The sequence below is a fragment of the Streptomyces sp. NBC_01077 genome, assembly GCF_045162855.1.
Lineage (GTDB): Bacteria > Actinomycetota > Actinomycetes > Streptomycetales > Streptomycetaceae > Streptomyces.
In genome coordinates this window covers 9,064,486-9,090,120 of the sequence record NZ_CP108669.1, presented here as the reverse complement: position 1 = coordinate 9,090,120, position 25,635 = coordinate 9,064,486, and the positions used below count along the sequence as shown (strand labels likewise).

The 25,635-nt window shown below is 67.4% G+C and carries 19 protein-coding genes and 5 pseudogenes; 12 read left to right on the top strand and 12 right to left on the bottom strand.

Going from position 1 to position 25,635, the window contains the following annotated elements; all coding sequences use genetic code 11:
* Positions 1-91: 91 nt before the first annotated feature.
* A complete protein-coding gene (locus OG462_RS40675; RefSeq protein ID WP_406065902.1) occupies positions 92-496 on the bottom strand; it encodes a hypothetical protein in 405 nt (134 codons plus the stop codon).
* A gap of 379 nt (positions 497-875) precedes the next feature.
* Between OG462_RS40675 and OG462_RS40670 the strand changes: the two genes are divergently transcribed.
* Positions 876-1,079 (top strand): hypothetical protein, encoded by a 204-nt coding sequence (locus OG462_RS40670; RefSeq protein ID WP_406065900.1) that lies wholly within the window; start codon positions 876-878, stop codon positions 1,077-1,079.
* Positions 1,080-1,344: 265 nt separating this feature from the next.
* On the opposite strand, the gene OG462_RS40665 is transcribed toward OG462_RS40670, so the two are convergent.
* Positions 1,345-1,722, bottom strand: a complete 378-nt coding sequence (locus tag OG462_RS40665) for a hypothetical protein (protein WP_406065898.1) — start codon at positions 1,720-1,722, stop codon at positions 1,345-1,347.
* 151 nt (positions 1,723-1,873) lie between these two features.
* Positions 1,874-2,680 (bottom strand): annotated as a pseudogene (locus tag OG462_RS40660) (IS5 family transposase).
* A 197-nt stretch (positions 2,681-2,877) separates the two neighbouring features.
* Here OG462_RS40660 and OG462_RS40655 point away from each other — a divergent pair.
* The 3 genes and pseudogenes from OG462_RS40655 to OG462_RS40645 all read left to right on the top strand — a co-directional run bounded on the left by OG462_RS40655 (position 2,878) and on the right by OG462_RS40645 (position 4,569).
* Entirely contained in the window at positions 2,878-3,438 is a 561-nt protein-coding gene (locus OG462_RS40655) for a hypothetical protein (RefSeq protein WP_406065897.1), read from the top strand.
* A 42-nt stretch (positions 3,439-3,480) separates the two neighbouring features.
* Positions 3,481-3,687 (top strand): annotated as a pseudogene (locus OG462_RS40650) (IS5/IS1182 family transposase); the annotation flags it as partial.
* Positions 3,688-3,725: 38 nt separating this feature from the next.
* A pseudogene (locus OG462_RS40645) lies at positions 3,726-4,569 on the top strand (IS5 family transposase).
* Positions 4,570-5,124: 555 nt separating this feature from the next.
* On the opposite strand, the gene OG462_RS40640 reads toward OG462_RS40645, so the two are convergent.
* Positions 5,125-5,997 (bottom strand): hypothetical protein, encoded by an 873-nt coding sequence (locus OG462_RS40640; protein WP_406065895.1) that lies wholly within the window; start codon positions 5,995-5,997, stop codon positions 5,125-5,127.
* Positions 5,998-6,021: 24 nt separating this feature from the next.
* Positions 6,022-6,747, bottom strand: a complete 726-nt coding sequence (locus OG462_RS40635; protein WP_406065893.1) for a hypothetical protein — start codon at positions 6,745-6,747, stop codon at positions 6,022-6,024.
* 940 nt (positions 6,748-7,687) lie between these two features.
* Between OG462_RS40635 and OG462_RS40630 the strand changes: the two genes are divergently transcribed.
* Positions 7,688-8,596, top strand: a complete 909-nt coding sequence (locus OG462_RS40630) for a squalene/phytoene synthase family protein (protein ID WP_406065891.1) — start codon at positions 7,688-7,690, stop codon at positions 8,594-8,596.
* A 571-nt stretch (positions 8,597-9,167) separates the two neighbouring features.
* Here the strand turns inward: OG462_RS40630 and OG462_RS40625 are convergent.
* The 3 genes from OG462_RS40625 to OG462_RS40615 form a co-directional block, all read right to left on the bottom strand.
* On the bottom strand, positions 9,168-9,605 hold the full coding sequence (locus OG462_RS40625) for a hypothetical protein (protein ID WP_406065889.1): 438 nt from the start codon (positions 9,603-9,605) through the stop codon (positions 9,168-9,170).
* Between the two features lie 244 nt (positions 9,606-9,849).
* Positions 9,850-10,248 (bottom strand): hypothetical protein, encoded by a 399-nt coding sequence (locus OG462_RS40620; RefSeq protein ID WP_406065887.1) that lies wholly within the window; start codon positions 10,246-10,248, stop codon positions 9,850-9,852.
* Between the two features lie 1,086 nt (positions 10,249-11,334).
* Complete coding sequence (locus OG462_RS40615; RefSeq protein ID WP_406065886.1) at positions 11,335-12,555, bottom strand: alpha/beta hydrolase family protein; 1,221 nt, start codon at positions 12,553-12,555, stop codon at positions 11,335-11,337.
* Between the two features lie 790 nt (positions 12,556-13,345).
* Here OG462_RS40615 and OG462_RS40610 point away from each other — a divergent pair.
* The 3 genes from OG462_RS40610 (at position 13,346) to OG462_RS40600 (ending at position 16,607) form a co-directional block, all read left to right on the top strand.
* A complete protein-coding gene (locus tag OG462_RS40610) occupies positions 13,346-14,107 on the top strand; it encodes a metallophosphoesterase family protein (RefSeq protein ID WP_406065884.1) in 762 nt (253 codons plus the stop codon).
* Positions 14,108-14,623: 516 nt separating this feature from the next.
* Positions 14,624-15,853 (top strand): hypothetical protein, encoded by a 1,230-nt coding sequence (locus OG462_RS40605; RefSeq protein ID WP_406065882.1) that lies wholly within the window; start codon positions 14,624-14,626, stop codon positions 15,851-15,853.
* On the top strand, positions 15,837-16,607 hold the full coding sequence (locus tag OG462_RS40600) for a hypothetical protein (RefSeq protein WP_406065880.1): 771 nt from the start codon (positions 15,837-15,839) through the stop codon (positions 16,605-16,607). Before OG462_RS40605 ends, OG462_RS40600 begins: the two co-directional genes overlap by 17 nt.
* A 43-nt stretch (positions 16,608-16,650) precedes the next feature.
* Here the strand turns inward: OG462_RS40600 and OG462_RS40595 are convergent, their stop codons facing one another.
* A complete protein-coding gene (locus tag OG462_RS40595; RefSeq protein WP_406053500.1) occupies positions 16,651-18,279 on the bottom strand; it encodes an ISAzo13 family transposase in 1,629 nt (542 codons plus the stop codon).
* 99 nt (positions 18,280-18,378) lie between these two features.
* On the opposite strand from OG462_RS40595, the pseudogene OG462_RS40590 reads away from it, so the two are divergent.
* Positions 18,379-19,145: pseudogene (locus tag OG462_RS40590) on the top strand (transposase).
* 66 nt (positions 19,146-19,211) lie between these two features.
* Here the strand turns inward: OG462_RS40590 and OG462_RS40585 are convergent.
* On the bottom strand, positions 19,212-19,643 hold the full coding sequence (locus OG462_RS40585; protein WP_406054140.1) for a VOC family protein: 432 nt from the start codon (positions 19,641-19,643) through the stop codon (positions 19,212-19,214).
* A gap of 215 nt (positions 19,644-19,858) precedes the next feature.
* Positions 19,859-21,487 (bottom strand): ISAzo13 family transposase, encoded by a 1,629-nt coding sequence (locus OG462_RS40580; RefSeq protein ID WP_406053500.1) that lies wholly within the window; start codon positions 21,485-21,487, stop codon positions 19,859-19,861.
* A gap of 114 nt (positions 21,488-21,601) precedes the next feature.
* On the opposite strand from OG462_RS40580, the gene OG462_RS40575 reads away from it, so the two are divergent.
* The 3 genes and pseudogenes from OG462_RS40575 to OG462_RS40565 form a co-directional block, all read left to right on the top strand.
* The gene (locus OG462_RS40575) at positions 21,602-21,973 is read left to right on the top strand and encodes a hypothetical protein (protein WP_406065878.1); all 372 of its coding nucleotides are present in this window, start codon (positions 21,602-21,604) and stop codon (positions 21,971-21,973) included.
* 143 nt (positions 21,974-22,116) lie between these two features.
* Positions 22,117-22,464, top strand: coding sequence for a hypothetical protein (locus OG462_RS40570; RefSeq protein ID WP_406065876.1), 348 nt, complete (start codon positions 22,117-22,119; stop codon positions 22,462-22,464).
* Positions 22,465-22,506: 42 nt separating this feature from the next.
* Positions 22,507-22,632, top strand: a pseudogene (locus OG462_RS40565) (IS5/IS1182 family transposase); the annotation flags it as partial.
* 192 nt (positions 22,633-22,824) lie between these two features.
* On the opposite strand, the gene OG462_RS40560 reads toward OG462_RS40565, so the two are convergent.
* Positions 22,825-25,527, bottom strand: coding sequence for an AAA family ATPase (locus tag OG462_RS40560; protein ID WP_406065875.1), 2,703 nt, complete (start codon positions 25,525-25,527; stop codon positions 22,825-22,827).
* Between the last annotated feature and the right edge of the window lie 108 nt (positions 25,528-25,635).

Here is a 25,635-nt window from a genome sequence, read left to right as displayed (position 1 = left end):
AAGCACGCCAGAGCAATGGGCACCCGCTATGACAAGCACGGCTACGTATTCCTCGGAACCACGACAACCGCAACCCTGGTCACCTTCGTCATCAGTTGTCGTCATAGAGAATACAGATCGGTACGGGAAACTTGGCTGACCACTTTTTCGTGACCGAATCATACCCACGCGCATATCCGTTCTTCTCGATGCCATTGCAGGGAGCACGGAGGTGCGTATTGACATTGATCCAGCCTCCCGCAAGGAAGGGGTGATCCCGGGCCGTTACCCACTTTTTGAAATACAAGGTGCCGTTATTGTGTTTCACCATAACGTAGACCCGACCGTTCTCGGTGAAGCAGCCACCTTCCACCTTCAAATCGCCATCGAAGGCGTAAGTCGACACCCACGGTGGAGTGGGCGCACAATTCACCCCAGAGATCACGGCGTTATCGCTTACCGGAGTTGCGTGCGCCGATGCTGCACCAGGAGCAGTGAGGCCGATCGCGGCTGCCATGACAGTCGCCATAGCGGCAGTTATACGCCGCCGATGACGCAGATTCGACTTACCGAGGATACCCATGTGCGTTCCTCGCGGATTAATGGAGTCGACGTTGCATCGATTCCAGCTATTCGGGCGTCATGAAGGCACGCCGAACTAGTTTTGGTGGTCCTTGCAGACTCGGGACTCCGACACGGCCGACCGGGTGGCCACCCGGTGGCCAAGGTCCAGCTGGAGCCATCCATTCTTCCAGTCAGTCTACTGACGGCCGCGGAAAAGTGGCAAATTGTGCGTGCCCTGATCGAGCGGCAGACGATAGGGACACCTTGTGTGGCTATACATTGAATATTCAAAGGGCGTCCGCGCTGGTATTCCCCCGCCGCACGATGACCGCGTGACCGAACGCTGCGCCCTCGGCCCCGGGCCACAGATCCGAGACCGCATCCGTGCCGCCCAGGCCGACCTCCTCGACGAGCTCCCGGGCGTCCGCCTCCCCGACCTCGACGAGCTCCGCGGCCGTGGCGTGTTCGCCAGCGGCCGTGCAGCCGGACGAGGAAGGGACATGACCCAGGAACGGCCCGGCACCGGCCAGGCGTGACTCACCCGCTGGCTCCATCCGCTGGTCGCCTGTTCCCCCAGCGTCATCCGGCCGACCGTGGCGGGATCAAGGCTCCGACCCTGCGGTGACGAGGCGATGTTAATGGCAGGTCAAGGACCACGTTTCCCCGCCGGACGCTGCTGCTAAGACGTGGTTTCTTATGGCGGCACCGTCGGAGAGTCCGCGACGGACCTGACTGAACGGCTCATGCCGGACGAGTCATGGGTGCCGGTTCACAGTCCGAACCATGGGGCCGCCGATGCGGTTAGCCCGGATGCGCGGCGCCCCGTGTGTACAACGGCTCGGGGTTATGCGGGAGGAACCCCACGCTGCCGGTCTGGTCAGAGATCGAGACGGAGAGGTAGACCTTGCACGTCTTGCCTGTGGCCGCGCCTCGGTGGTCGAACCTGATTCCCGGTGATTCGTCGGGCCAGGTGTCGAACACCCAGGTCGCCGGACCGGTGTACGAGAAGTGAACCTGACCGGCAGACCGCCCGCAGCCCGTCTCCGGCACCATCACCCGCTCCAGCTCTGCGGACCCGTCGGCCCTGACCGTCAGGCGTCCGCCGTCTGAAGCAGACCAGACGCCCTCCACGTCAGTGACCGTGAGTGGCGCACGGCTTTGATCCTCGGTCAGGTCCATCAGGAAACTGATCAACGCCGCAACGAGAACCCCTCCGGCGGCAACCATCCACCAAACGACCCTTCGTGGCAGATCAGTAACTGAATCCCTCTTTTCAGGCAGCCAACTCGGGCGCCCCCGCCGCACGTGCGTTTTCGCCTCAGGCATCATTTCACTTGGTGAGTCGTCGGTAGTTGATGAGGCTGGTGGCGATGGCTGCCAAGGCGAGGAATTGTTCTGGCTTGCGTTCGTAGCGTGGGTGGAGCCGACGGCAGCCGGCGAGCCAGGACATGGTTCGCTCGATGACCCATCGGTGGCTCCCAAGTCGTTGTGAGGTATCGATGCCCCGGCAGGCGATCCGTGGCGTGATGCCGCGAGAGCGGAGCCAGCGCCGCAAGTGGGGTAGTCGTAGCCCTTGTCGCCGTGGAGCTTGTCGGGCCGCCTGCGGCGCAGCTGCGGATCGGCGGTATCGACGCGACGAGCGGCTTCAGCGCGAGACCGTCGTGGGTGTTGGCCGCGGAGATGGCGACCGCGATCGGAAGTCCGGATCGGTCGGTGATGAGGTGGATCTTCGATCCGTTTCTCTTGCCGCGACCGGTCGGATTCGGTCCGGTCAGCAGCCCCCTTTGAGGGCCCGGACACTCACTGAGTCGATGGCGAAGCGCGACCAGTCCAAGGTCCCCCTTGGCGCCGAGTTCGTCCAGGATGACCCGGTGGAGACGGGCCCAGACCCTGTCCTTGATCGAGCGGGCAAAGCGCCGGTAGACCGTCGGCCATGCCAGCCCGAACAGCGGCGGAACCTGCCGCCATGTGCAACCCGACGTGGCCACGAACACAATCGCGGTCAGACACTCACGATCCCCCGCCCGCCGACGGCCACTCCCTGTGGCCGCGCTATCACCGTTTCGGGTACCACTCGCCGGAACAACTCCCACAACTCATCCGGCACCAGCCGCTGGGCAAGACTCGTCGTGCCCAGCGCAGCGAGCCAAACCACCAAAGGAAACGGGGTCTAAAGGGCTGTCCCGGAATCAAGTGTCGGGCTGGGGCGCCGCTACCCAGGGCGGGAGGTTGCCGCTACTGGCCTGGCACTTGCGTTCGGCGTCCGCCCCGGGAAGAGTCTCGCGGACGCCGTTCGGGGCGAAGCCGTGGGGCAGGGGCAGAGCGATGTGTGTGATGGATGCGGCGGTCAAAGAGGCTGCCGTTGCTAGGTTTCTCCGCGAATATACGCAGATGGTGCGAGCTGCACGCGACCACCCCGCGCTGCTGGGCTGCGCGGATGTTGGCTGGTCGCGGATTCCCGGGTGCCCTGCCGGGATCCCGGTCCTGCTCCGCGGTCTCCTGGATGAGGCAGCCGGCCCCAAGGCCCTGCCTGTGCTGGAGAACGTCCTGATGAACAGTGTCTTCCACGGGAGCGCCGTGATGCCGGCCGCCTTGCCCTTCCTGATCCGCCTGGCAGCCGTCCCTGACATCGCGGTGCGGTCCGGCCTGGTGGAATTCTTGGTCGTCGCCGCAGAGCTGTCTCTGCCCGTCGACGCCGACGATGAACGCCGGGTGGTGCTGTTCGGGAAGGACTGTGACCACCCAGAACGCGAGTGGTGCAGGGCCGCCTTCGCCGCACACGCTTCCGCCCTGCGCGCGTTGCTGGAGGACGAGACTCTTCCGGACGGACTCATCAGCGCAGACGACCGCGAGTGCCTGCTCAGGGCTGTGGAACTGCAGCGATACCCCTCCTGACTATCCGCAGGTCGGCACCGCAGCCCGTGAAAAGATCATGCGGTGTCTGGTGTGAATACGGCGTCGGGGCCTTCCTGGATAGCCCCGTTCACCGGGTTGAGCCCCCGCTGCCATGGCATGTTGGTGACACAGTTTCGGCGGGAAGGAGCTAACGCGGTTCGCAGAGGCCGGCCGTGGAGCCTGCCGCTGGAGGACCGGGTGCTGCTGGTCACGGCGTACTGGCGAACCAACTTGACACTGCGGCAGCTAGGGCGTTTCCTTCGGATCATCTGATCGTTGGTTGATGTGTGTCGTTGACTGATGCCCAGTGGGGGCGGATCGAGCCGTTGCTGCCGGACAGGACACCGAAGCGGGGTGGGCGGTGGCGGGATCACCGGCAGGTGATCGACGCGACCGCGTTCAAGTACCGCACCGGAACACCATGGATGGACCTGCCCGAGCACTTCGGCTCGTGGAAAGGCGCCCACAACCGCCTGCGGAAGTGGGCCGCCGACGGCACCTGGGAGAAGGTCTTCACCGCCCTGCTCGCCCAGGCCGACACCGAAGGCGACGTCGACTGGGTCGTCGCGGTCGACTCAACCATCGTCCGAGCTCACCAGCACGCCGCCGGAGCCCGTCAAAAGGGGCCCCGGCCGGCGAGCCGGGCCATCATGCCCTCGGACGGTCTCGCGGCGGGCTGACCACCAAGATCCACCTCGTCTCGGACAGCCGCTGCCGCCCCCTCGCCTTCGTTCTCACGCCCGGCCAGGCAGGGGACGCGCCCGCGTTCACCCAGGTCATGGCCCGGTTACGAGTGCCCCGGCCGATCGGCCGGCCCAGGACTACGCCCGATATGGTCCTGGCCGACAAGGCGTATTCGTCCAGGGCGATCCGAAGTCACCTGCGGCGGCGCGGGATCCGGACGGTGATCCCTCAGCCGGCCGACCAGGCCGCGAACCGCAAGCGGCTCGGCCGCTCGGCGGCCGTCCGCCTGCCCTCGACCGCGAGGCCTACAAGCAGCGGAACACGGTCGAACGCTGCATCAACAGGCTCAAGCAGTGGCGCGGCCTGGCCACCCGATACGACAAGACCGCCACCATCTACCTCGCCGGACTCCACCTCGCCGCCATCTTCATCTGGTCAGCAAGATGATCCGAAAGAAGGGCCCCAGCCCCACCCCGGCGGGACACGCCTCTGAGCATCGGTGCTCCCACGGTAGGCGCCTCGCCCTCTCCCTACCGCGACGCTCGGACGTCCGCGCGGGTCTTCGCGGAAGAACAGGCCACAGGTCGTTGTCCTCGACGTGCTGGATCACGGCCGCGTCGTGGACGGACGGCGTGGACGGACGGCGTGACTCCGACCAGCGGCATAGCGCCGCAGAGGACCTGCGGCCCGTTCGGCCGCGTGCGGTCACCGCGCATAGCCGCCTAGCCATGCGGCCCTCGCGGCCCAAGCGGGCATTGTCTCTCCGGTGCCAGCCGATCCGCTCGGCGGCCGAGTGCTGGGGCAGGGTCGGCTCGAACCACGCCGCCCGCTTAGCAACGACCGCACGGACCGGATCGATGTCGAGCCCACGCGCCGACGAACACATCGGCCATCCCTGCTACCGGCGCTTCATCGCGGCGAGCCCCAGACCGGGCAGCATCCGGTGCAGTTCGCCCGGCTGGTCCTGGTCGACAGGAGCCACCTCGAGCCACCTCGGACGCCTCAGCCCGAGCGGAAGGCGACGCGCACCGCCCCGTCCGCCGGCACGACGAGCACGCCGCCGCCCGTCTTCGCCCAGTCCTCGGGGATGAGGAACATGCGGCCGTTGACCTCCGCGAGGAGCCGTAGACCCTCGTATCGGTACCGGTACCGCTGCGGGGGACCCGAAACCGGCAGGGCCGTCTCACGTACCTGCCGATGGGAGAAGTACAAGCGCTCCGCCGTGTCAACCGTCACCGCAGGACGCAGCCACAGGTGCCGCGCCAGGTATCGGGCGTCGTCGGCGCCGTGTCTCTTGGCGTACGCGTGCACCCCCCAGAAGCAGCACAGGCCGACCAGCGCGGCGACGAGGGCGAGCGCCAGCCGCTCGCGTGCCACCGGGTAGGCGGCGCCGGTGAGCTTGAAGGACAGGGCCCTGCCGAACACGACAAGCACCAGTCCGCCGCCGATCAGCAGCGGGGTGTCCATCGCTCCGGCCCGCCACACAGAGAAACCACCCAGGACGCCCAGGACGAACATGACCAGGCCGCAGGCCGAGATGACATACGGCGCCAGCCGGCCCCCCGGCGGCAGGGGCGCGCCCCGGTTTCCCAGCGTGCGCGCCGCGTAGTAGACCAGGACGCCGGCAAGCGCGACGGTGAGCGCCGCGCCCGCGGGGACGTAGAGGGCCCCGGCACTGCGCAGCGCGTACTCCTGGGTGGAGAAGCCGAGGGTCGCGGCGTCGACGCCGAAGTACGCATAGAGGGCGTCGGTGTAGGCGAAGCCGAAGTAGAGCAGCAGGGCGCCGATGAACGTGGTCGGGGCGGCCAGTGTGGCGACAGTGACGACCCAGTTGCCCCAGGGGCGCGTTCCACTGTCGGAGTCCGCTTCGGCCATGAGGCCCCCTTCGCTCGGGCGGGCTCAGCGGTTCTCGTCGGACCCGCCGGTGGTCTCGCCGGTGGTCTCGCCCGTCGTTTCCCCGGTCGTTTCGCCCGTGGTCTCGCCGGTCGTTTCGCCCGTGGTCTCGCCCGTCGTTTCACCCGTGGTCTCGCCCGTCGTCTCGCCCGTCGTCTCGCCGGTGGTCTCCCCGGTCGTTTCGCCGGTGGTCTCGCCCGTGGTCTCGCCGGGTGGCGTCACGAGATCCGCGGAGATCGACTCACTGACCTCGTCGGAGACCCCGGCCTCGTTCCGGAGCGTCGCGCAGACCTGGCGGGTCGACTTCGAGTTCCCGCCCTCCTCCGAGAACTTGAACTCTGGTGCGACCTCGCCCCCGGCGGACACGGTCACGGTCTGGCTGGGCGGAATGGCGGGCCGGCTCCCCTCGCCCGGTGTACAGTCCAGGACTTCGAGCGTGCCCACGTACGGCTCGGAGGACGGATTCGTGACCGTTTTCTTGTAGCTCTGCGGCCAGTGGCCCGAGAAACCGTCGGAGAGCCGACCCGCGCGGTTGAAGCTCCCGTCGTCCTTCTCCCTCTCCCGCTTCTCCCTCTCCTGCCTTTCCTGCTCCGTCTCCTGCTCCGTCTCCTGCTCTTCCTCCGTCGTCGGGTCGGTGACGTTGGTGTCCGGGCGCGGTTCGGGGTCGTCGCCGGAGGTGCAGCCGGTCAGCGGGACCGCCACGGCGCAGGCGAGAACGAGTGCGAGGAACACGCCCCCCGGCCTGTTCCAGAGACGAGTCGTCCGGCCGCGCATGGAGCCTCCCGATCCCACTGCGTGGGGGCGGAGTGCCTCCGCTCCTCTTTCCGGCAGACTAAAACGGTGTCATCTCGGGTGAAACCGCCGTTCGGGTAGCCGTCCGCCCCACCACCGGCCCCGGCAACAGCGAACCCCTCCGAGCCCGAAGTAGCGTCCGGCGTCAAGCACACCACTCCCCCGGCCAGCCAGACGTCGCAGGACAAGCCCCCCCCCGCTTCCCTGGCCACGCCCCCGGCCCCCCGGGTGACAGAGACGGCGACGCCGCCGGCCCGGACGGCGGCCCCCGCACCCATCACGGCCCCGACCACGTCTACATCTCTCGGCAAGGGAGGGCGTACCGCGTGAGCCCACGACAAGCCCAACCGCAGAGTGATCCTGACCAAAGGCATGGTCGGCACCCAACGTCACTCAGTTCCAATGCCTCCTCAACCTCAACCACAACCACAACCACAACCACAACCACAACCACGACTACGCCTCGCCAAGGACGGTGACTTCGGCATCGGAACCGCCGGAAAGCCGTCCAACGCTGCTCCGTGGGCCGACAGCGTCCGAGGCCCCACCAACTCAGGGACAGAGCGCACAGACGCCGGCAAGCCGGGTCCGCTTGGCACGCAACCGGTCGGGCCTCGTAGAGGCGGGAGGGGCCGCCGGTATGGTCACCCCACGTCCTTCGTCTTTCTGCGCGCGGCCTCGGCATCAGCATCGACGTGCCGCCCACTCCCCCTCGGTCCGGCACCAGACCTTCACACGTGTCTCGGTAGCGCCACCGGCCTCGTACATCCCGAACCCCTCGCACACCGCGGCGAGTCCGGCAGACAGGATGCCTGGGGCTCCCTCGGGGTTTGCGGCCCGGGGCCCGTAGGCTCGCAGCCGACGACGACAGGAGATCGACATGTGGAAGCGGGCCCTGGACCGGGCCGGAGTCAGGGAGCCGCGGCTGCGGCGGGACTACACCGAGCAGCGGCGAGCGGTGCGGCGGTTCGCGGCGGCCGAGTACGCGGCCGCTCGGCTGCTGCTCCCCGCCGCGCTGGTGCCGCACGTCGTGGCCGCCGTCGCGTTCATGCACGACACCGACAACCGGATCGACCGCGGGGCTCCAGGTGAACGGGCGGCCGCGCTCACGGAGTGGGACGGGCTCGTACGGAAGGCCTTCGCCGAGAGTGGCTCCGGGCTGCCTGTGCTGCGTTGCCTGGTGCGCACCGCCGAGCGCCACCCGGACGTGCGCGCGTACGTGGAGGTGTTCCTGGAGGGCTGCGAGCGTGAGGTCGCGTGGCGGAGCATCGCGGACGAGGAGGAACTTGAGCAGTACGTGGAGGAGTACTCGCTGCCCGCGCTGATGCTCACGGCCTGCCTCCTGGCGCCCGCGGACAAGGGGACGCGGGCCGTGTTCACCGGCGGCTGCCGCCGGCTGATGCGTGCCATGCAGCGCATCGATTTCCTGGAGGACCTCTCCGAGGATGTGCGGGATGGCCGGCCGGGTGTGCCCGCCGACGCGGTGGCGCACCACGGCGCCGACCTCAGTCGGCCCAGCGCGGCGCTGGGCCGGCTCGTTGCACAGCAGGCAGACCAGGCCAACACCGACCTGGCGGCGGCTGCCTGCCTCACAGACGTGGTGGACCCTTCGTACCGGCCCTTCCTACGAGCCCTCGTCGGCGTCCAGCGCCTCCGCCTCGACGCGGTACGCCACGCGGGCGCGTCCCTCGCGACACGGACCTCCGGTCCCCCGGCACCGGCGGCCGCCGTACTGCTGCTGCGGGAGACAGCCGCACGAGCCCGGCGAGGCCTGCGGGCCGGGTACTGAAGGGGTGTCCAGTGGGTCATGGTGCCAAGGGCGGACGTGATTCGTACCTGCCGAGAGGATCTGTGCGGTGCCGACTTGTGGCCCGCCGCACCTGGCCGATCGGGCACGTGGCATCACGGCCGGCCGCCAAGGCCTGTCGCCTCGCCGAACTACGGGCAGGCGACCTGGCAGTACAGCCAGTCCTCGAACGCGACTACACCTGTCTGGACGCGGAACAGGCACGCGCCTTCCGGTTGCTCAGTTCATCCACCAGCCCGTTCATGCCCCTGTCCCAATCGGCGACGCTCCTCGACCGTGACCTCGCCCAGACAGAAGACTGCTGGAAAGGAGGGGTGGCCTCTTGCGCAGGGTCGGCCGTCTGCCGGCACCGAGTGGGGCTGGGCGCCGTACCCCCGCCGTCACGGATGACGGGTGCGTGAGGCGAACGCACCACCGGAAATGGGCGGACGGGGAGCAGCTGCTGCCGCGTTGTGGCCGCGGCCGGTGTGGTCGCTCCGCGTCGGTACCCGTCTCGCTGTGGCTGATGCGCGTGTCGTTCAGCCGTCCTCCGGCAGCTCGTCGCCCCCCCACCTCAGGGACCGTAGACGTGCCCGCGCACCAGGGGGTCGTTCTCCAGAATGAAGTCCGAGACCTTCCAGAATTCACTCACCTTCGGATGTTGCAGGGCGGCTTCCCGATCGAGTTTGAGGCCGAAGAGAGGCCCGTCCGGGTTAGCGAGGCCAGCAGTCACCAGGGTGGAGGCAGGCGTGGACTGTCCCGCTACTGGGCCCACTCGGCAGGCGAACGCGACATGATCTGTCCACTCGTCGGGGCTCACGCCCCACGTACCAAAGATCACGTCTATCCATGCGTCGTGGTCTCGGTCGGTGTGGTGATAGCAATTTGCGAAGTAGACGGCATACGGGCTTCCGTCCGCGTAGATGTAGTCCCAGGCCCGCTCAATGGGGGCATCGCAGCAGTCGCACTTGAACTCGCGAGTCTGGCGGTCGGGGCCGAAGGTCAGCAGCATGCCGGACATCATGCTTGACGTCCTGATGGGGCGAAACGGCAGGTCGCCATCAAGCGCAGTTCTGGAGACCGCAGCGTCGTCGCCGTGCCCCTACGTGCCCGATCGAGTAGGGAAGCACGGGGAACGCCGCGGGATCACGGTCAAGGACACGGGAACGGCCCCTGACCGTCTTGGCTGCTCAAGGGCCGTTCACCTGCGGTGGGTGTGGGATTTGAACCCACGGTGACATCGCTGCCACGACGGTTTAGACGCCCGACTCTCCTACCGGCACAACCACGATCTGATTCTCATCCTCGTAGATGACTCGGCCGGGGTTCGAAGACACCAAGCGACGGCACTCAACACCATGTGCGGCGAGAAGCTCCAAGTACCCGTCCACCCGCTTGATGAGCACTTCAGCAGACGACTTGAACCAGGCCACGGCGCCCGGGTGCACCTTGGGGTCGTACACTTGTGGATCAATTCTGCTTGGATTGGTGTAGTTGGCGTCATACCAGTCGTTGTTGGACCTCCAGAACTGGTATTGCTGCTCAGTCAACTTGCCCTGCGCAGCGAGTTCATTGGCTAGAACGAAGACGCCGGGGAAGTGTCCTCGTGAATGCCGCACTGTTCCCTGGAACCGGACATACAACGCTTGCTCCATGAGTGCCCTCACTCCGATCCTGACCGCCAAAGGCGGATCTTAGGCGTAGCGATCGAGCTCCTGTCCGCGAGCGCCCCCAGTCGGCTCGGGAAGTCCCGTGCCACACGTGTGCCAGATCGGGCGGGGAGTCGCGGGGAAATGACGGTAGTAGACAGGGACCGCGTCCCAGGTCTGCCTGCACAGTGGTTCGCAGGTCAGGGCCCCGTTAGCCCTCCCGCTCTTCCCGGCCGCGCCGCGCACCTGACTGATGTGTCGGCGTGAGAGTCGAAGTGCAGAGGTCCGCATGAGGGAACGTACGGAGCCGCTTGCGGTAGCCCCGGGTTGTTGGCAGGAGGGTTCGCCGTGAGGAAGAATGCTCCGCATGACGTTTTGAAGAGCACCGGCGGAGCGCCGGGCCTGGCTGAAGGTCGGGACCTGGGAGACGGTTTTGGTCGGAGACCAGCGGGTCTGTGCCGACTGCGGGACGCCTGTCCGTTCCTACTGGTACCGCTTCCATCCACCCGAGTCCTCCGTGTTCGAGCGGTGCGTCGCGTTCGCGTGGTGTTCTGGGTGCCGGATCTTCTCCGGCTCGATGGTTCAGGTTCCCCGCAAGCGAGTTCTCGTTGACGCCTTGGCATCGCTGCCCCACGATCAGCGAGAGCGTCTCCTCGGGGGGAGCGAGGCCAAGCTGATCGAGCACCTGGACAGGCAGACCCGGGGCAAGAGTTCACCACAAGGTCGTTGATGATCTGCCAGACCTGCTAGGCGACGACACCGCCTTCTCCTTCGATGGCGGTGAGCGGGTTCCTGAGTCGGTAATTGGGGCCGTCAATCGAGACCACATTTCGCGCCGCTCCGTCGCCCGGTCGCCCGGTCACGGTCACGGTCACGATGTCGCACCACCACGAGGTCGACGGCACCTCCTACCCGCCGGGAATCGAGCTCGTGGTCGATGCGGAGTACGCCGACCGCCTGCGCGCGCAGGGCTACGCCCGGATGAGCCCACGGCGTACTGAAGCCGAGGCGGACGGTTCGCATGGAGCTCGGCCCAGTCGTCCTGCTCCCTGAAAGGCCTGCGAGGCACCTCGGTGCTGCGGTCTCCGGTACTCAGGGGAGGAACGTCACTGCCGGGAAGGCCGGGGACGGCCCGTCGAGCAGGTGCCCCCGGCGGTGGCGAAGGTGCTCGTCGAAGAACGCGAGAGGGTACGCCTGCTGGATCTTCACCGCCTGGTCGGGATCGAGGGTGCCGATCACGTCCTGGAGCTGCTGCCCGCTCCATCCGAACAGCTTCGCCACCTGCGGGAACAGCGCCTCGTTGTCGCCGTACGAGATGTGGGCGGCGCCCTGGGCCTGGATGTTCAGCCGCCAGCCCCGCAGGTGCGACCAGAATGCGGCGGCCTCCGGATCCGTGGCCCGGGTGAACTCGGCGGACATCATCATGAACGGTCGGTCCAAGTCGCCGGCCAGCGGCGGGTTCATCTGCATCGGGCCGTCGAGGCTCAGCCCGGCCCTGATCCGCTCGTCCGCGAGCGTGGCGCAGGCAGTGGCTGTCCCGCCCTTCGACCAGCCGAACGCGCCCATGCGCCGCGGGTCGAGGGAGCCGAGCAGCCCGGTCGGCAGCTCCCTCTGATCGACGTCGGGATTATGCCCGGCGGCGAGTTGCTCGACGCAGTCGAGGACGAAGCGCAGGTCAGCGGCGAAGTCCCCGGGCAGCGTCGGCGCCTGCCTGTCGTGGAGCGGGACGGCGACGCGGCCGTCGGGGAACTCGGTGTACGTGTCGTACTGGTGAGCCACCGTCACAGCCGCGTATCCGTGACTGGCGAGCTCCTGGACCACGACGGTGTGGTCGCCCTGGTGGCTGTGCGCGCCGTGCGAGAACACGACGACGGGCAGCCGTCGGCCCGACCGCCGCACCGGAGCGCCCACGTGGCCGGCAGTGAGCGGCCCCAGGGAAGCCAGTGCGCTGAACCCGGCGTCGGCGAGGAACGCCTGAAGTGCGCCGGTCGGCATCCAGGGCGCCACCGGGTACCGCTGGACGTTCCGGGCGGGGTACCAGACGGTGGCCATCAGCTCGCGAAAGTGCCCGGGGCCCGCGATGTCGTCCGGACGCGACCGGTCGACGAGGTGGAGCTGGACCGTGCCCACCGGGTGTGGCCCGGTCGGCCCGGGTAGCATGAGCCCCGTCGCGGCGGGGGCGGCAGCGGCCGGGTCGGCCCACGCGGGGCCGGCGACGGCGGCAAGCGGCACGGTGGCCCCGGCGACAAGCGCGGCTCCCAGCATGCCGCGGCGCGTCATGCCCTTCCGGCTGATGAACGGCGTGGTGGCCATGAGTCCTCCCGTGGTGATGGATCGTCAACTGTGCCGTGACGGCCAGTCCGTGGGCACAGGGGAACGCTGTCACGTGCCCCTCCCGCGCAGCATCGGCCCACGGGTGTACACCCTGGGGCCGATGGGGTCGGCGGTGTCGTCCGGTCGCGAGGCCATTCCGATCGCCTCGGGCTCGCGGTCAGCAGCGCCTCGGCGAGGGTCTCGATGCCTCAATGACGTCCTCGCCGCCGTCGGGGTCCATGTCCCTGCGGCTGCCGCGTCGGCGAGCTCGCACGACGCCTCCGCGACGGTGTCGGCGTGCTGAGCCACCGTCTGCGCGTGCGTCTGCGACGTGGACTCCATGCCCGGGTCAACGGCGCCGACGCCGACGCCGCCAGGAAGCCGCGACCCGGGCATCGATTGCCGGTCGGCCTCGTTCTGGTTCGCCTCGACGGTCGCGGTGAGGCGATGGATCGACCCGGGGAGGAGCCGGGGACCACGCTGCCAGGCCCCGTGAGCCGAAGACCTCCCACACGGGAGTGGTGCGTTCAGCCGGGAGCTCGGCCTTCCTGTCGTCCTGGCGCTCGGAGAGCACCACCGCCCTGGCGTACGCCACGTACGTGCCGATCATTTCGCGCAGGTGGGTCGAGGGGCAGGTCGGCGCGTAACACCTCGACGTCGTCGACCATCCACTCGGTGGCCTCGTCGAGCTGCTTCACCTTTCGGGCCCACACGCTGACCGGCCCCTCTTGAACTACGCGTCGGGCGAAAGATCACACCACTCGGGTGTCTTCACCCCACAGTGGTGACCATGCTGAACCGAGTAGCCGTCCTGTCCGACATTCACGGAGTCCTGCCGGCCCTGGAGGCAGTACTCGCCGAACCAGACGTCAGCACCGCCGATCACATCGTGCTCACCGGCGACATCACCGCCGGCCCGCAACCGACGCAGGTTCTCGACCTGCTGACCGGCCTCGGCGACCGCGTCATCTGGATCAGCGGCAACGCCGACCGTGAACTCCTTGAATACCGCCGGGGACAACGCGACACGATCCCCGACCCGATCGCCCCCTGGGCAGCCGAACAGCTCCGCGAGGACCATCTCGACCTTCTCAGCTCGCTGCCACGATTACTCTCCCTGTCCGTGAATGGCCTGGGAAAGGTGCTGTTCTGCCATGCCACCCCTCGCGACGACGAGGAGGTCGTCCTGGTCGACTCCCGTCTCGACCGTTGGAAGGAGGTCTTCAACGGACTCGATACCGACATCCAGACCGTGGTCTGCGGCCACACCCACATGCCGTACGTCCGCCTCGTCCACGGCCGACTCGTGATCAACCCCGGCAGCATCGGCATGCCATACGGACGAACGGGAGCACACTGGGCCCTCCTGGGCCCGGGCGTCGAACTCCGCACCACGCACTTCGACCTCCAAGCCGCAGCCACCCAGCTCAGCCAGGGCTCGTCCTACCCCGACATCACGGCGTGGGCCGACTACTTCCTACACGCTCGCGCCACCGACGCCGATGCCCTCGCAGCATTCGCCCCACGGGACGGACGCGACCACAGTCCGTGACACTCGCTCCCGATCGACGACAGCAGGGGTGGCCGCAGCGGGGTCGGCGTCGGCGTTCCAGTGCTCGAAGGAATCTCGGCTGTACCCCGCGCGCGCCTCGTCGGCGACTGGGATCTACTCGACCGCGTCGGCGAAGGCGAGCACGGCTGCAGCCGGGGCAGCGTCCGCGCGCGCTGCCTCGGCCGTGGGGGCAAGGGAGAGCGGAGCAAGAATGAGGGAAAACGACGGCGGCACGCACCAGGTTCTTGCGCATCAGGCAGACCACCAGCATCACCGACTGGTACAGCCCGATCGCCGCAGCGCCGTCCGCCCGGCCTCACAACCTCGCCGAGCAGCTTCGCAACTGCCCGTACAACAGAACCCTTTGCCTGCTGTCGAGCCCCGTGAGAGCATCAACGTTGAACGGTCCGTCTCCTTGCGTTTACGCTTCGCAACGCAAGTGAAAGAGTGCGGGCCGTTGCCATGTCCACGGTTTTGAGCAATCCACCAAGATCTGCAAATGGCAGGTACCGTTTGATGTGCACAGCAGAGCTGACAGAAGCCTGCATCGAGGATGCAAACAACACCTTGGTTGCGCCTTCGACGTTGCAGAGCAATGACCTGATCAGGGACTTCTTCGGGTCCACAATCACGCCAGAGGACCTTGCTTCTGGTTCGCCCGACCTCGCACAGAAGACCGTCTACCTGTGTGGCGATATATCCGGGATCAGCGGCCGCCAACTGCATGCGGCTGCCCGGGTATTCGTCATCCGGGAGCTATCGCACGGTTACCGTGAGGACCTCGATACACCTTGGACCCTCGTCGACGTCGGCCGAGTTCCCATCCACGTACACGGCGTCGGCGTGTACTACCGCCGATTCTTCGGACTCGGCGCCGATCACTTCGGACGGATCCGCGCGGAGCACGCGTTCCAGTCCCTGACGGAGTCCACCAAGCCTGGAACCGCCCATCGCAGCGGGATCTATCTGACACCCGTCACACAGAACGGTGACGAACTGCATTTCCGCCTGCTCCGGTGCTCCACGAATCTCTCGGGGCCGACCGAGAGCTTTCGCGCGACCGACACACACATCGTCGAGGCTCTGAACCGCGAGGCCGCCGCCGTCTTCCGGAACCAGGCACCGCTGAATCACGTCCTCGCTCAGATCTACCACAACACCCTTGCCACGGCCGAGCGCAAGCAGTCCAAGGCCAAGATCTCGGCCCATGCCGACAAGACCAAGGACATGCCGGCCAATGGCATCATGGCCTTCTGCACCTTCTATGACCAGTTCGACAAGCTGCAGCCCCTGGACGAAGACGCCTTCGACTACGGTGTGAAGGGTGCCAGCGGGCTGACCAGACTCCACTTCCGTCTCAAGGAGCCGACCGAAGAACGCGACGGGGTCGCGCTCCCCCCGCAGTTCACCGTGACCCTCTACCCCGGCTCCGTATTCTTCATGCCACTGTCCACCAACCGCCTGTATACGCACGAAATCCGGCCCTCAGCGTTGGACGCCGAGCTGCTCCCGACCCGCCTGGGATACGTGGTGCGCTGTTCGAGCGCCGAAGCCGTTCACAAGAACGGCCAAACATTCCTCAAAGCGGCCGGAGATTTGGTGAAGCTGGGACCACCCGGGCCGGCCGACGTGGACGAGCTGCGCAGGCTGTACGCCGAGGAGAACAGGACCTCGTCCTTCGTTGACTACGGCGACGAATTCCTCTTCAGTATGAACACGGGAGACTACATTGCCCCCCGAGTCTAGGATCTCGGATGAGATCCTCTCGTGTACCTTGCCAATCGAGGAGAATCTCTTTGCGGAGCTGTCCGCGTCGGCTCGTTTGGAAGACGTAGGAAAGGGCCGGCGAGGCGCCACGATTACCAAGATCGACGAGGCGGGCGGTGTGCCTCTCGTACGTACCACCACTCGATACGGCAGCCCGACGCAGCGTTTCCGGGCGGTGCACGAACGGCTGGCGCAGCAGATTCAAGAACGTGCGGCGCTTTCGGTCGGCTTCAACAACGCTCTCATCGAGAGCTACACGAACGCTTACAAAACCATGGGCAGCCATTCCGACCAAGCCCTCGATCTGGCCGACGAGTCGTTCATCGCCGTCTTCTCCTGCTACCAACGCCCCGAAGCGATCCCGCCGAGGAAGCTGATTTTCGAATCAAAGGGGTCCGGTGGCGAGAAGTTCGAGATCCCCCTCGCCCACAACAGTATCGTCGTGTTCTCCATCGACTCGAATCGGCGACTCAGGCACAAAATCGTACTAGACGCGTCCGCCCAGACGGCGGACAACCAATGGTTGGGTGTGACGTTTCGAACGTCAAAGACCTTCGTTCGGTTTCGTGACGCGCACGTATACCTCCCGCAGGGCACGCGTCTCATGTCGGCCGACGATGAGCAGAGGCGCGAGTTTTACCAATTGCGGCGCCGCGAGAACAATGAGACGGACTTCATCTATCCCCTGCTGACGTACACCATCAGCGAGAGCGATCTGACGCCGCCCGTCTGACCTTGAGGGCTTTTGAATAACCCTCCTAAGGGTCTGCCGATCATTAACCTGCCGCTTTGATCTTGCTGTTGGGGCTGCTGCTTTGGGCGGCCACTCGGGCTCGAAGGGCTGGCAGGGCGGTCGGTGGGATGACGGCCGGCGAGATGATGATGCCCTGTGCTTCAAGCAGTTTCCTGATCTTCAGCAGGGTGCGGTGCATTGCGGTGCGGCTGCTGTTGAACAGAACGGCAAGAGGTTCCGCGGCCAGGTTGACGCGCAGGTGGAGCACGGTGGCCAGGACCTGGTCGGCGAAGGTGAGGCGGGGTGGGCGTCCGCGGCGGGGAAGGCCCTTCGCGGCCAGGGTGTGGATGAGGTTCTGCAGCTGGTGTGGAGTCAGGCCCGTCAGTTCGGGGTCGGACAGCAGCGCCGAGTGCCACGGCGGTGTCGGTGGCCGGCCGTTGCGGGCTGCCGGGACGGCCGGGCTCGGCTGGGGGTGCAGGGCATAGTTCCACTCGCCGTGGAAGGTGTGCCGGGTCAGCGGCAGGGCCGCCATCTCCGCGTCGCCGACACCGACGCCGGTGGGGTAGGTGTTGGTGTCCAGCTCGGCCTTCACCCGCAGTCCGGTGCGGGTGGTGGTCGCGGCGATCGACTCGAGGATGACTTCGTGGCTGGTCAGCGGGCGACCGCGCCAGTTCATCGTGATGTGGGAGAAGAGCCGGTGCTCGATCTTGTTCCACTTCGACGTGCCCGGCGGCAGGTGGCAGACCGTGATGACCAGCCCGGTTTCCGCGGCCAGGCGGGCGAGGTGGAGTTTCCAGGCCCGGGCGCGATAGCCGTTGGACCCGCCCGCATCGGCGGTGATCAGCAGCCGGGAAGCTTGCGGGTAGTCGGCCCGGCCCTGACCGTGCCACCAGCGTCGGATCGACTCCACCGCGAACGCGGCGGTGTCGTGGTCGGTGCCGACATTGACCCAGCCGGTGTTGGCCGCCAGGTCGTAGACGCCATAAGGGATGGCCTTGCCCAGCAGCGGATCGGCGAAGTCGTGGACGCGGACCGGCACCGGTTCGCCTGTGGGCCGCCAGGAACGGCCATGGTTGTGGAAGTCGCCGACCAGCTCTTTCTTCTTGGTGTCCACGCTGATCACCGGCTGGCCGGCATCCTGGTGATCACGTGCCTGCTCGTTGAGATACCGGAACTGGGCATCCCGGTCGGCATGCTGGCTGCCCTCGAGTGTCTTGGCATTGGCCTGCAGCCGGAACCCCTCCTGCCGCAGCAGACCGGCGACGGTGTCCGCACCGACCCGGTGACCCTGACGGGTCAGCTCGGCCGCCAGCGTGCGGGTCGACTTCGTCGTCCACCGCAACGGCGACATCGGATCACCACGTTCGTCCGGCTCGACCAGGCTCAGCAGGGCACCCCGCAGTCCAGGGTCGAGGTCCGCGACGCGTTTGCGTCCGCCGCCCGGCCGCCGCACCCGCCCGGTCAGGAACTGGCCTGTCTCCAGGTCGGACATGCCCTTGCGAACCGTCGTCCCGCTCACCCCGGCCGCCCGGGCCACGGCCCGAATGCCGCCATGGCCCAGTCCTCGGGCCTCCGCGGCCATCAGCAGCCGCCGCTGTCGTTCGTCCAGGTGTGGGAACAACACCGCGAACTTCACGGCAAGTTGATCACGAGTCTCGTCCGGGATGCGCATACGACACCAACGAGCCCGAGCTCTGAAAGCAACACCTTGATGATCGGCAGACCCTAAGGGTTGTCCCGTAAGTGATCTCGCCCTGCAATGATCTTGATCGTGTCAGGTGTGATCACGGCGTCGGAACCGTCCTGGATAGCCCCGTTTACCGGGCTGAGCCCGCGCGTCTTCGGCAAGTTGGTGACCGCGCTTCGCCGCGAGGGCGCCAGCTCCCCGGGCCAGGGGCGGCCGTGGGGTCTGCCGCTGGAGGACCGGTGCTGTTGGTAGTCGCTTACTGGCGCACGAACCTGACGATGCGCCAACTCGCCCCATTGTTTGGCATCTCGAAGTCGGCGGCCGACCGCATCATCGACCAGCTCGGCCCGCTCATCGCATTCCAGCCTCGGCGCCGGTTCGCCAAGGACACCGTGCTGGTAGTCGACGGCACCCTGGTGCCTACCCGAGACCACAGCATCGCTGAACAGTCGAAGAACTACCGGTACTCCACCAACCACCAGGTCGTCATTGACGCGGATACCCGCCTGGTCGTTGTGGTCGTTGAGCCTTTGCCCGGCAATCGCAACGACTGCCGGGCATGGGAGGAGTCTGGCGCGAAGGCCGCCGTGGGCAAGACCCTCACGATGGCCGACGGCGGCTATCCGAGCACCGGCCTCCTCATGCCCCACCGCCGCACCCCGGGCGAAGAGTTGCCGGGCTGGAAGCGCGAGCACAATCGCTCGCACAAACAGGTCCGGGCCCGCGTCGAGCACGTCTTCGCCCGCATCAAGACCTGGAAGATCCTCCGCGACTGCCGTCTCAAGGGCGACGGGGTCCGACACGCCATGCTCGGCATCGCCCGACTGCACGACCTCGCTCTCACGGGATAGCTTCTGCCGCATACGAGACCTGAGAGGCCCCGGGAGACGGCCCCCACTCGCAGTCTCGGAGGAGAATCAGGCGAGGCAGAACTCGTTGCCCTCGACGTCCTGCATCGTGATGCACGACTCGTTGACACCATCGGCGCGCTGCGTCAGCACGTGTTTCGCGCCGAGCGCCATCAGCCGTGCACATTCGGACTCGAGTGTGGCCAGGCGCTCGTCACCCACGAGCCCTGTGCCGACCCGCACATCAAGATGCACCCGGTTCTTGACGACCTTGCCTTCGGGAACTCGCTGGAAGAGCACGCGCGGGCCCACACCCGAGGGATCAGCGCACGCGAAGTAGACCTCGTCCTCAGGCGGCAGCGAGTGGTGGTACTCCTCCCACGTGGCAAAGCCCTCCGGGACTGTCGGTACGACGTACCCCAGCACCTCGCACCAGAAGGCGGCGAGGCGCGCAGGTTCCGCGCAGTCGAAGGTCACTTGGAACTGCTTGATCGTTGACATCGGCGCACGATAACAGGGGCCCTGCTCATCTCCCCAGGCGGGTGGATCCACACGTTGCGGGAGGACGGCCCCTGCCATCCGCTGCTGTGTCGTGCGGTCACAGGGGTGAACCGAGGTCGGCGCCTCTCCCAAAGGGTGGGACCCAGGATCCGACTCAGCCGACCACTCTCGTGCCAAAGATCAGTTACGGGACAGCCCTTAGGGTCTGCCGATCATTAACCTGCCGCTTTGATCTTGCTGTTGGGGCTGCTGCTTTGGGCGGCCACTCGGGCTCGAAGGGCTGGCAGGGCGGTCGGTGGGATGACGGCCGGCGAGATGATGATGCCCTGTGCTTCAAGCAGTTTCCTGATCTTCAGCAGGGTGCGGTGCATTGCGGTGCGGCTGCTGTTGAACAGAACGGCAAGAGGTTCCGCGGCCAGGTTGACGCGCAGGTGGAGCACGGTGGCCAGGACCTGGTCGGCGAAGGTGAGGCGGGGTGGGCGTCCGCGGCGGGGAAGGCCCTTCGCGGCCAGGGTGTGGATGAGGTTCTGCAGCTGGTGTGGAGTCAGGCCCGTCAGTTCGGGGTCGGACAGCAGCGCCGAGTGCCACGGCGGTGTCGGTGGCCGGCCGTTGCGGGCTGCCGGGACGGCCGGGCTCGGCTGGGGGTGCAGGGCATAGTTCCACTCGCCGTGGAAGGTGTGCCGGGTCAGCGGCAGGGCCGCCATCTCCGCGTCGCCGACACCGACGCCGGTGGGGTAGGTGTTGGTGTCCAGCTCGGCCTTCACCCGCAGTCCGGTGCGGGTGGTGGTCGCGGCGATCGACTCGAGGATGACTTCGTGGCTGGTCAGCGGGCGACCGCGCCAGTTCATCGTGATGTGGGAGAAGAGCCGGTGCTCGATCTTGTTCCACTTCGACGTGCCCGGCGGCAGGTGGCAGACCGTGATGACCAGCCCGGTTTCCGCGGCCAGGCGGGCGAGGTGGAGTTTCCAGGCCCGGGCGCGATAGCCGTTGGACCCGCCCGCATCGGCGGTGATCAGCAGCCGGGAAGCTTGCGGGTAGTCGGCCCGGCCCTGACCGTGCCACCAGCGTCGGATCGACTCCACCGCGAACGCGGCGGTGTCGTGGTCGGTGCCGACATTGACCCAGCCGGTGTTGGCCGCCAGGTCGTAGACGCCATAAGGGATGGCCTTGCCCAGCAGCGGATCGGCGAAGTCGTGGACGCGGACCGGCACCGGTTCGCCTGTGGGCCGCCAGGAACGGCCATGGTTGTGGAAGTCGCCGACCAGCTCTTTCTTCTTGGTGTCCACGCTGATCACCGGCTGGCCGGCATCCTGGTGATCACGTGCCTGCTCGTTGAGATACCGGAACTGGGCATCCCGGTCGGCATGCTGGCTGCCCTCGAGTGTCTTGGCATTGGCCTGCAGCCGGAACCCCTCCTGCCGCAGCAGACCGGCGACGGTGTCCGCACCGACCCGGTGACCCTGACGGGTCAGCTCGGCCGCCAGCGTGCGGGTCGACTTCGTCGTCCACCGCAACGGCGACATCGGATCACCACGTTCGTCCGGCTCGACCAGGCTCAGCAGGGCACCCCGCAGTCCAGGGTCGAGGTCCGCGACGCGTTTGCGTCCGCCGCCCGGCCGCCGCACCCGCCCGGTCAGGAACTGGCCTGTCTCCAGGTCGGACATGCCCTTGCGAACCGTCGTCCCGCTCACCCCGGCCGCCCGGGCCACGGCCCGAATGCCGCCATGGCCCAGTCCTCGGGCCTCCGCGGCCATCAGCAGCCGCCGCTGTCGTTCGTCCAGGTGTGGGAACAACACCGCGAACTTCACGGCAAGTTGATCACGAGTCTCGTCCGGGATGCGCATACGACACCAACGAGCCCGAGCTCTGAAAGCAACACCTTGATGATCGGCAGACCCTTAGATCGTTTCCTGCGGATCATCTTCACCAGCCTTGTGCAGCTTGGATACGATGGCGAAATGGCGACGATCCTGCGGCACCCTCGACCTGGGTTCATGTGGGATTGGTGGGCGGTCGATGCTCAGGGCTTCCTCGTGCAGTTCAGCGGCGGTCCCGCTCCTGAGCACCTGCTGGCGCATGTGGATCGTGTCGACACCGTAGCCGCGTGGGCGGAGGAGAATTGCCCCGCATGGTTCGGGGATGGTCCTCTGCCACTCCACGTCTTCAGCTGCAACGGCGAGTTGCCGACCTACACCAGGAGCGGTGTCCCGGACTCCCCGTTGCGGCTGTCCGATGCGCCGGCAGCCATCGCTGACGTTGCGGCCTTGGTCGAACTTCACCGGGCAGTGGGAGACATCTGGACGGTCTGCCTCGACGAGGGATGGGTCTAGGGCTTGTCCCGTATAACGGCATGACCTGGGGATCCGCCTGACGGTACGGTCGTTGGGTGGAGTCGATGAGTGTGAGCGAGTGCCCGTTGCACGGGGTCGGTGTGCGTCCCGATTACCTGGTCGGGCGGCGGCTTGAGCAAGTGGTGGCTTCGTGGCATCTGTACGGCTCGGGGGCTCCGTCCGGCCCGCTGGACGTGTGGCTGATCGACAGTGAGGCGGTCGCCACGCACATCACGACCGGTTCGGACTGGTGCCTGATCGTGGAGACGTCGACCCCCTTCGCGGGATACGACATGGCGGAGTCGGGCCGCGTCGAGGTGGCGCCTGTCAGCGGCGAGACCCCGTTCGCGGATCACCTCGGCAAGACGGTACTGGCGGTCAGCGAAGAGGGTGCCCCGGGCAGCGGGCGGCTCGCACTGGAGATCTCCTTCGCCTCTGGCCGTGTCCGGTGTGACACCTGGTCCGGGGATCTCCGCCTGTCCAGCAAGTGATCAGCACACCAGCCACGGCGGGAACCGTGTGAGGCTCCCGCCGTGGCTGGTGTGATCACGGCGTCGCAGCCGACCTGGATAGCCCCGTTCACCGGGTTGAGCCCCCGCTTCTTCGGCACGCTGGTGACACAGTTGCGGCGGGAAGGAGACGACGCGGTCCGCAGAGGACTGCTGCAGTGGCCGCAACTCGGCCGGCCGACTCAGGCGAGTACCCACTTGCGTAACGGCCTGAAGCCCACGCGGCCGAGCATCGCGCGACCAGGGCGCACGACGCGCGGCTACTCCGGTTCGTCGGGTAGCACCGGAGCTGACCCGTTTCCGCAGGTGGCCACTCTCAAAGCCCTCCTGGTCCGTCGCGTCTCAGTTGCGCAGGTAGTCCACGTTCCTGAGGAAGGTTTCTGTCTCGCGGGTGAGATAGGGGTCCTGGAGGGTCCGGGCGATGCGCAACGCGGTCCTCCAGGACACGGAGGCGTCTTCGGCACTGCCGGTGTCGCGCTGGGCGAGACCCAGAACGAGGAGCGCCGCTGTGCGGCCCTGCAGATCGTCCGCTGATCCGGCGAGGGCTTCGGCGTTGAGGGCGGCGGAGAGCGCCTGGGTGGGGCGGTTCAGGCCATAGCAGGCGTTTGCCAGGGTGGTGAGGGCTCGGCTGGCGGGCCCTGGGCGGTTCGCGTCGGTGAGGAGGGATACGGCGCGCTCGGCGAACGGGATGGCCTTCTCGTGGTTCTCAAGCAGCAGGTGGGCGTACGCGATGGCGGAGAGGGCCTCGCCCTGGCCTGCCTCATCGCCGTTCGTTTCCGCGATCCCGGCCACGATCTGTTGGCAGCCGATTGCCCGTGCGTACTGCCCGGATTGGAAGCTCTCGCGTGCGAGGTCGGTGTACAGGCGTGCCTGGGCCGCGGGATCGTTGATGCGTTCGTAGGCCTCGACGGCGTTCTGATACGTGCGGGTCACGTTGGGCAGGGTTCGCCCCGTCCAGATCACCTGGGCGTGCTGCCCCATGGTGCGCGACGCCGCGCCGCCTGCGAGCCGTTCCGCGGCGTAGTGGGCCAGCAGGTCGCACACCTCCCTCCACTCCTCGGTCTCCTGCGGCTGCAGATCCTCGGGGATCAGCGACAACGCGTGCCGTGCCGCCTTCTCGGCGTGGGTGACGTAGGGGTCGGAAACGTCGTCGGGGAAGGAAGCCTTCGCCAGGCGCTCCAAGGCTCTTCGGGCCCATTTCACCGCCTCCGCCGGGGCGTTCAGCGGACGTTCGGTGGGTGGCTCGGTCGTGTCACGCGGAGGTTGTGAGCCGATCTCTTGAATGGTTTCGTCCAGGCGACGGGTGCTTGCCACCCGTGCGATGTCCTCGCGCCGCGTGTGCACCAACCGACGCTCGCGTTCGCCGAGTAGACGCTCGCTCTCCGCCACTGCGGCGACGGCGTGTTGCAGGAGGTGCCGGCAGTCGGTGGGGCTCTCGGCCTGGAGGGCTGCCTCGATGACTACGTACTGGAAGCGCAGCAACGTCCCGGCCGCTTCCACCGCCTGGTCTGCGTGGCCTGCGGATTCCAGGGCGAGCATCACCTGGTGCAGTGCCCGGGATCTGCCGGCGTGGTCCTTCGCTTCTCTCGCGAAGCGTACGGCCATCCGGGCGGCGGCCTCCCATTCGGCCGTCTCACCCCGGTGGGCGTGCACGGCGATCAAAGTCTCCTGGATGCGCAGGGCACCGTCGCCGTGGCCGAAGGTCGCGGCCATCGAGATCGCGGCCTGGAGGTTGGGGTGCTCACGGTCGCACCAGGCCAGCGCGTCCTCCACGGTATGGAAGGGCTCTGAGTGCCTGTCGGTGTCCAGGCTCGACATGGCGTCGGCTGCCAGGGCTATGTAGTGCTCGATGAGCCGGTTCGAGGCCGCGCCCTGGTCGTCGCCGTGGCGGCCGAGGAGTTCGATCGCGTACGCGCGCATGAGGTCGTGCTGTCGCCAGACGCTGGTGCCCGCCCGCTCGACGACATGGGCGCGGGCCAGCTCCCGGATCAGCTGTACGGCCTGGTCGTCGGCCATGTCGGCGAGCCGTGCGGCGGCGCCCGTGGCGATGTGTGGCCCGGGGTTGAGGGGCAACAGTCGGAAGAGCAGCGCTTGCTCGGGCGTCAGGCGGCGGTAGGAGAGTTCGAACGCGGCGCGCACCGCCCGCTCCCCGTCGTCGAGGACGTCGAGCTTGCTGCGTGCGCGGGCGAGTTCGTCCGCGAGGGCTCCCGGGGTCTGGTCCGGATCGCGGGCGAGGAGGGCGGTGGCGATGTGCAGGGCCAGCGGCAGACGGCCGCACATGCGACAGAGGCGCTCCGTGCCTTCGGCGTCCTGTCGGGTGCGGGTCTCGCCGGGAGAGAGGAACTCGAGCTGTTCCTCGACGAGGTTACGGGCGCCGACGGGTGACAGGGTGCCGAGTTCGAGGGTGCGGGAGCCTCGCGTGGCCAGGGTGTGCCGCGAGGTGATGAGGGTGCGGTGCACCCTGGAGCGCGGCATGAGGTCGGCGATCTGCGTAGTGCTGGAGGCGTTGTCCAGAACGAGCAGGACCGGACGTCGCTCGGCAGCTCGCTCGGCGAGCAGCCGGTGGTACTGGGCGGCCTGCCCGCCGGCTGAGGCGTCCAGGCGGCCTTGGAAGCCGAGAGCGTGGAGCATGGGGGCGAAGACGTGTTCGGGCATGACCTGGTCGGCGGGGTCGGGAGCGTAACCGTTGAGGTCGACGAACACGGCGCCGCCCTCGTACCAGCCCCGTGCCACGGCCTCGGCGGCGCAGGAGCGGGCGAGGGCGGTCTTGCCGATGCCGGCGAGCCCCGCGACGGACGAGGCGACGACCATGCCGGTGGCGCCGTGGGCCGGATCGAGGACAGCCAAGACCTCCCCCCTCTCAGCGCTGCGGCCCACGAAGACCTCGGCCGCCGCTTCGTCGGTGGGCAGCACGGGTTCGACGACGGCCAGAGGACCGGCCGGTCTGACGTGGTGGGACTCCGAGACATACAGGTCGCGGGCGGCCTGGTAGATCCGGCCGCCGGATGCGAAGGCCTCCAGCCGAACAGGCCGCGGCGGTGCCACGGAATCTGCTCCCACAGACGGCCCTGCGCTCGAATCCGGATCGGGACCGGCGTCCGACTCGGCGCCCGTGGGGGGAACCGTCACTCGCCACGGCTCCCCCGCCGCCTC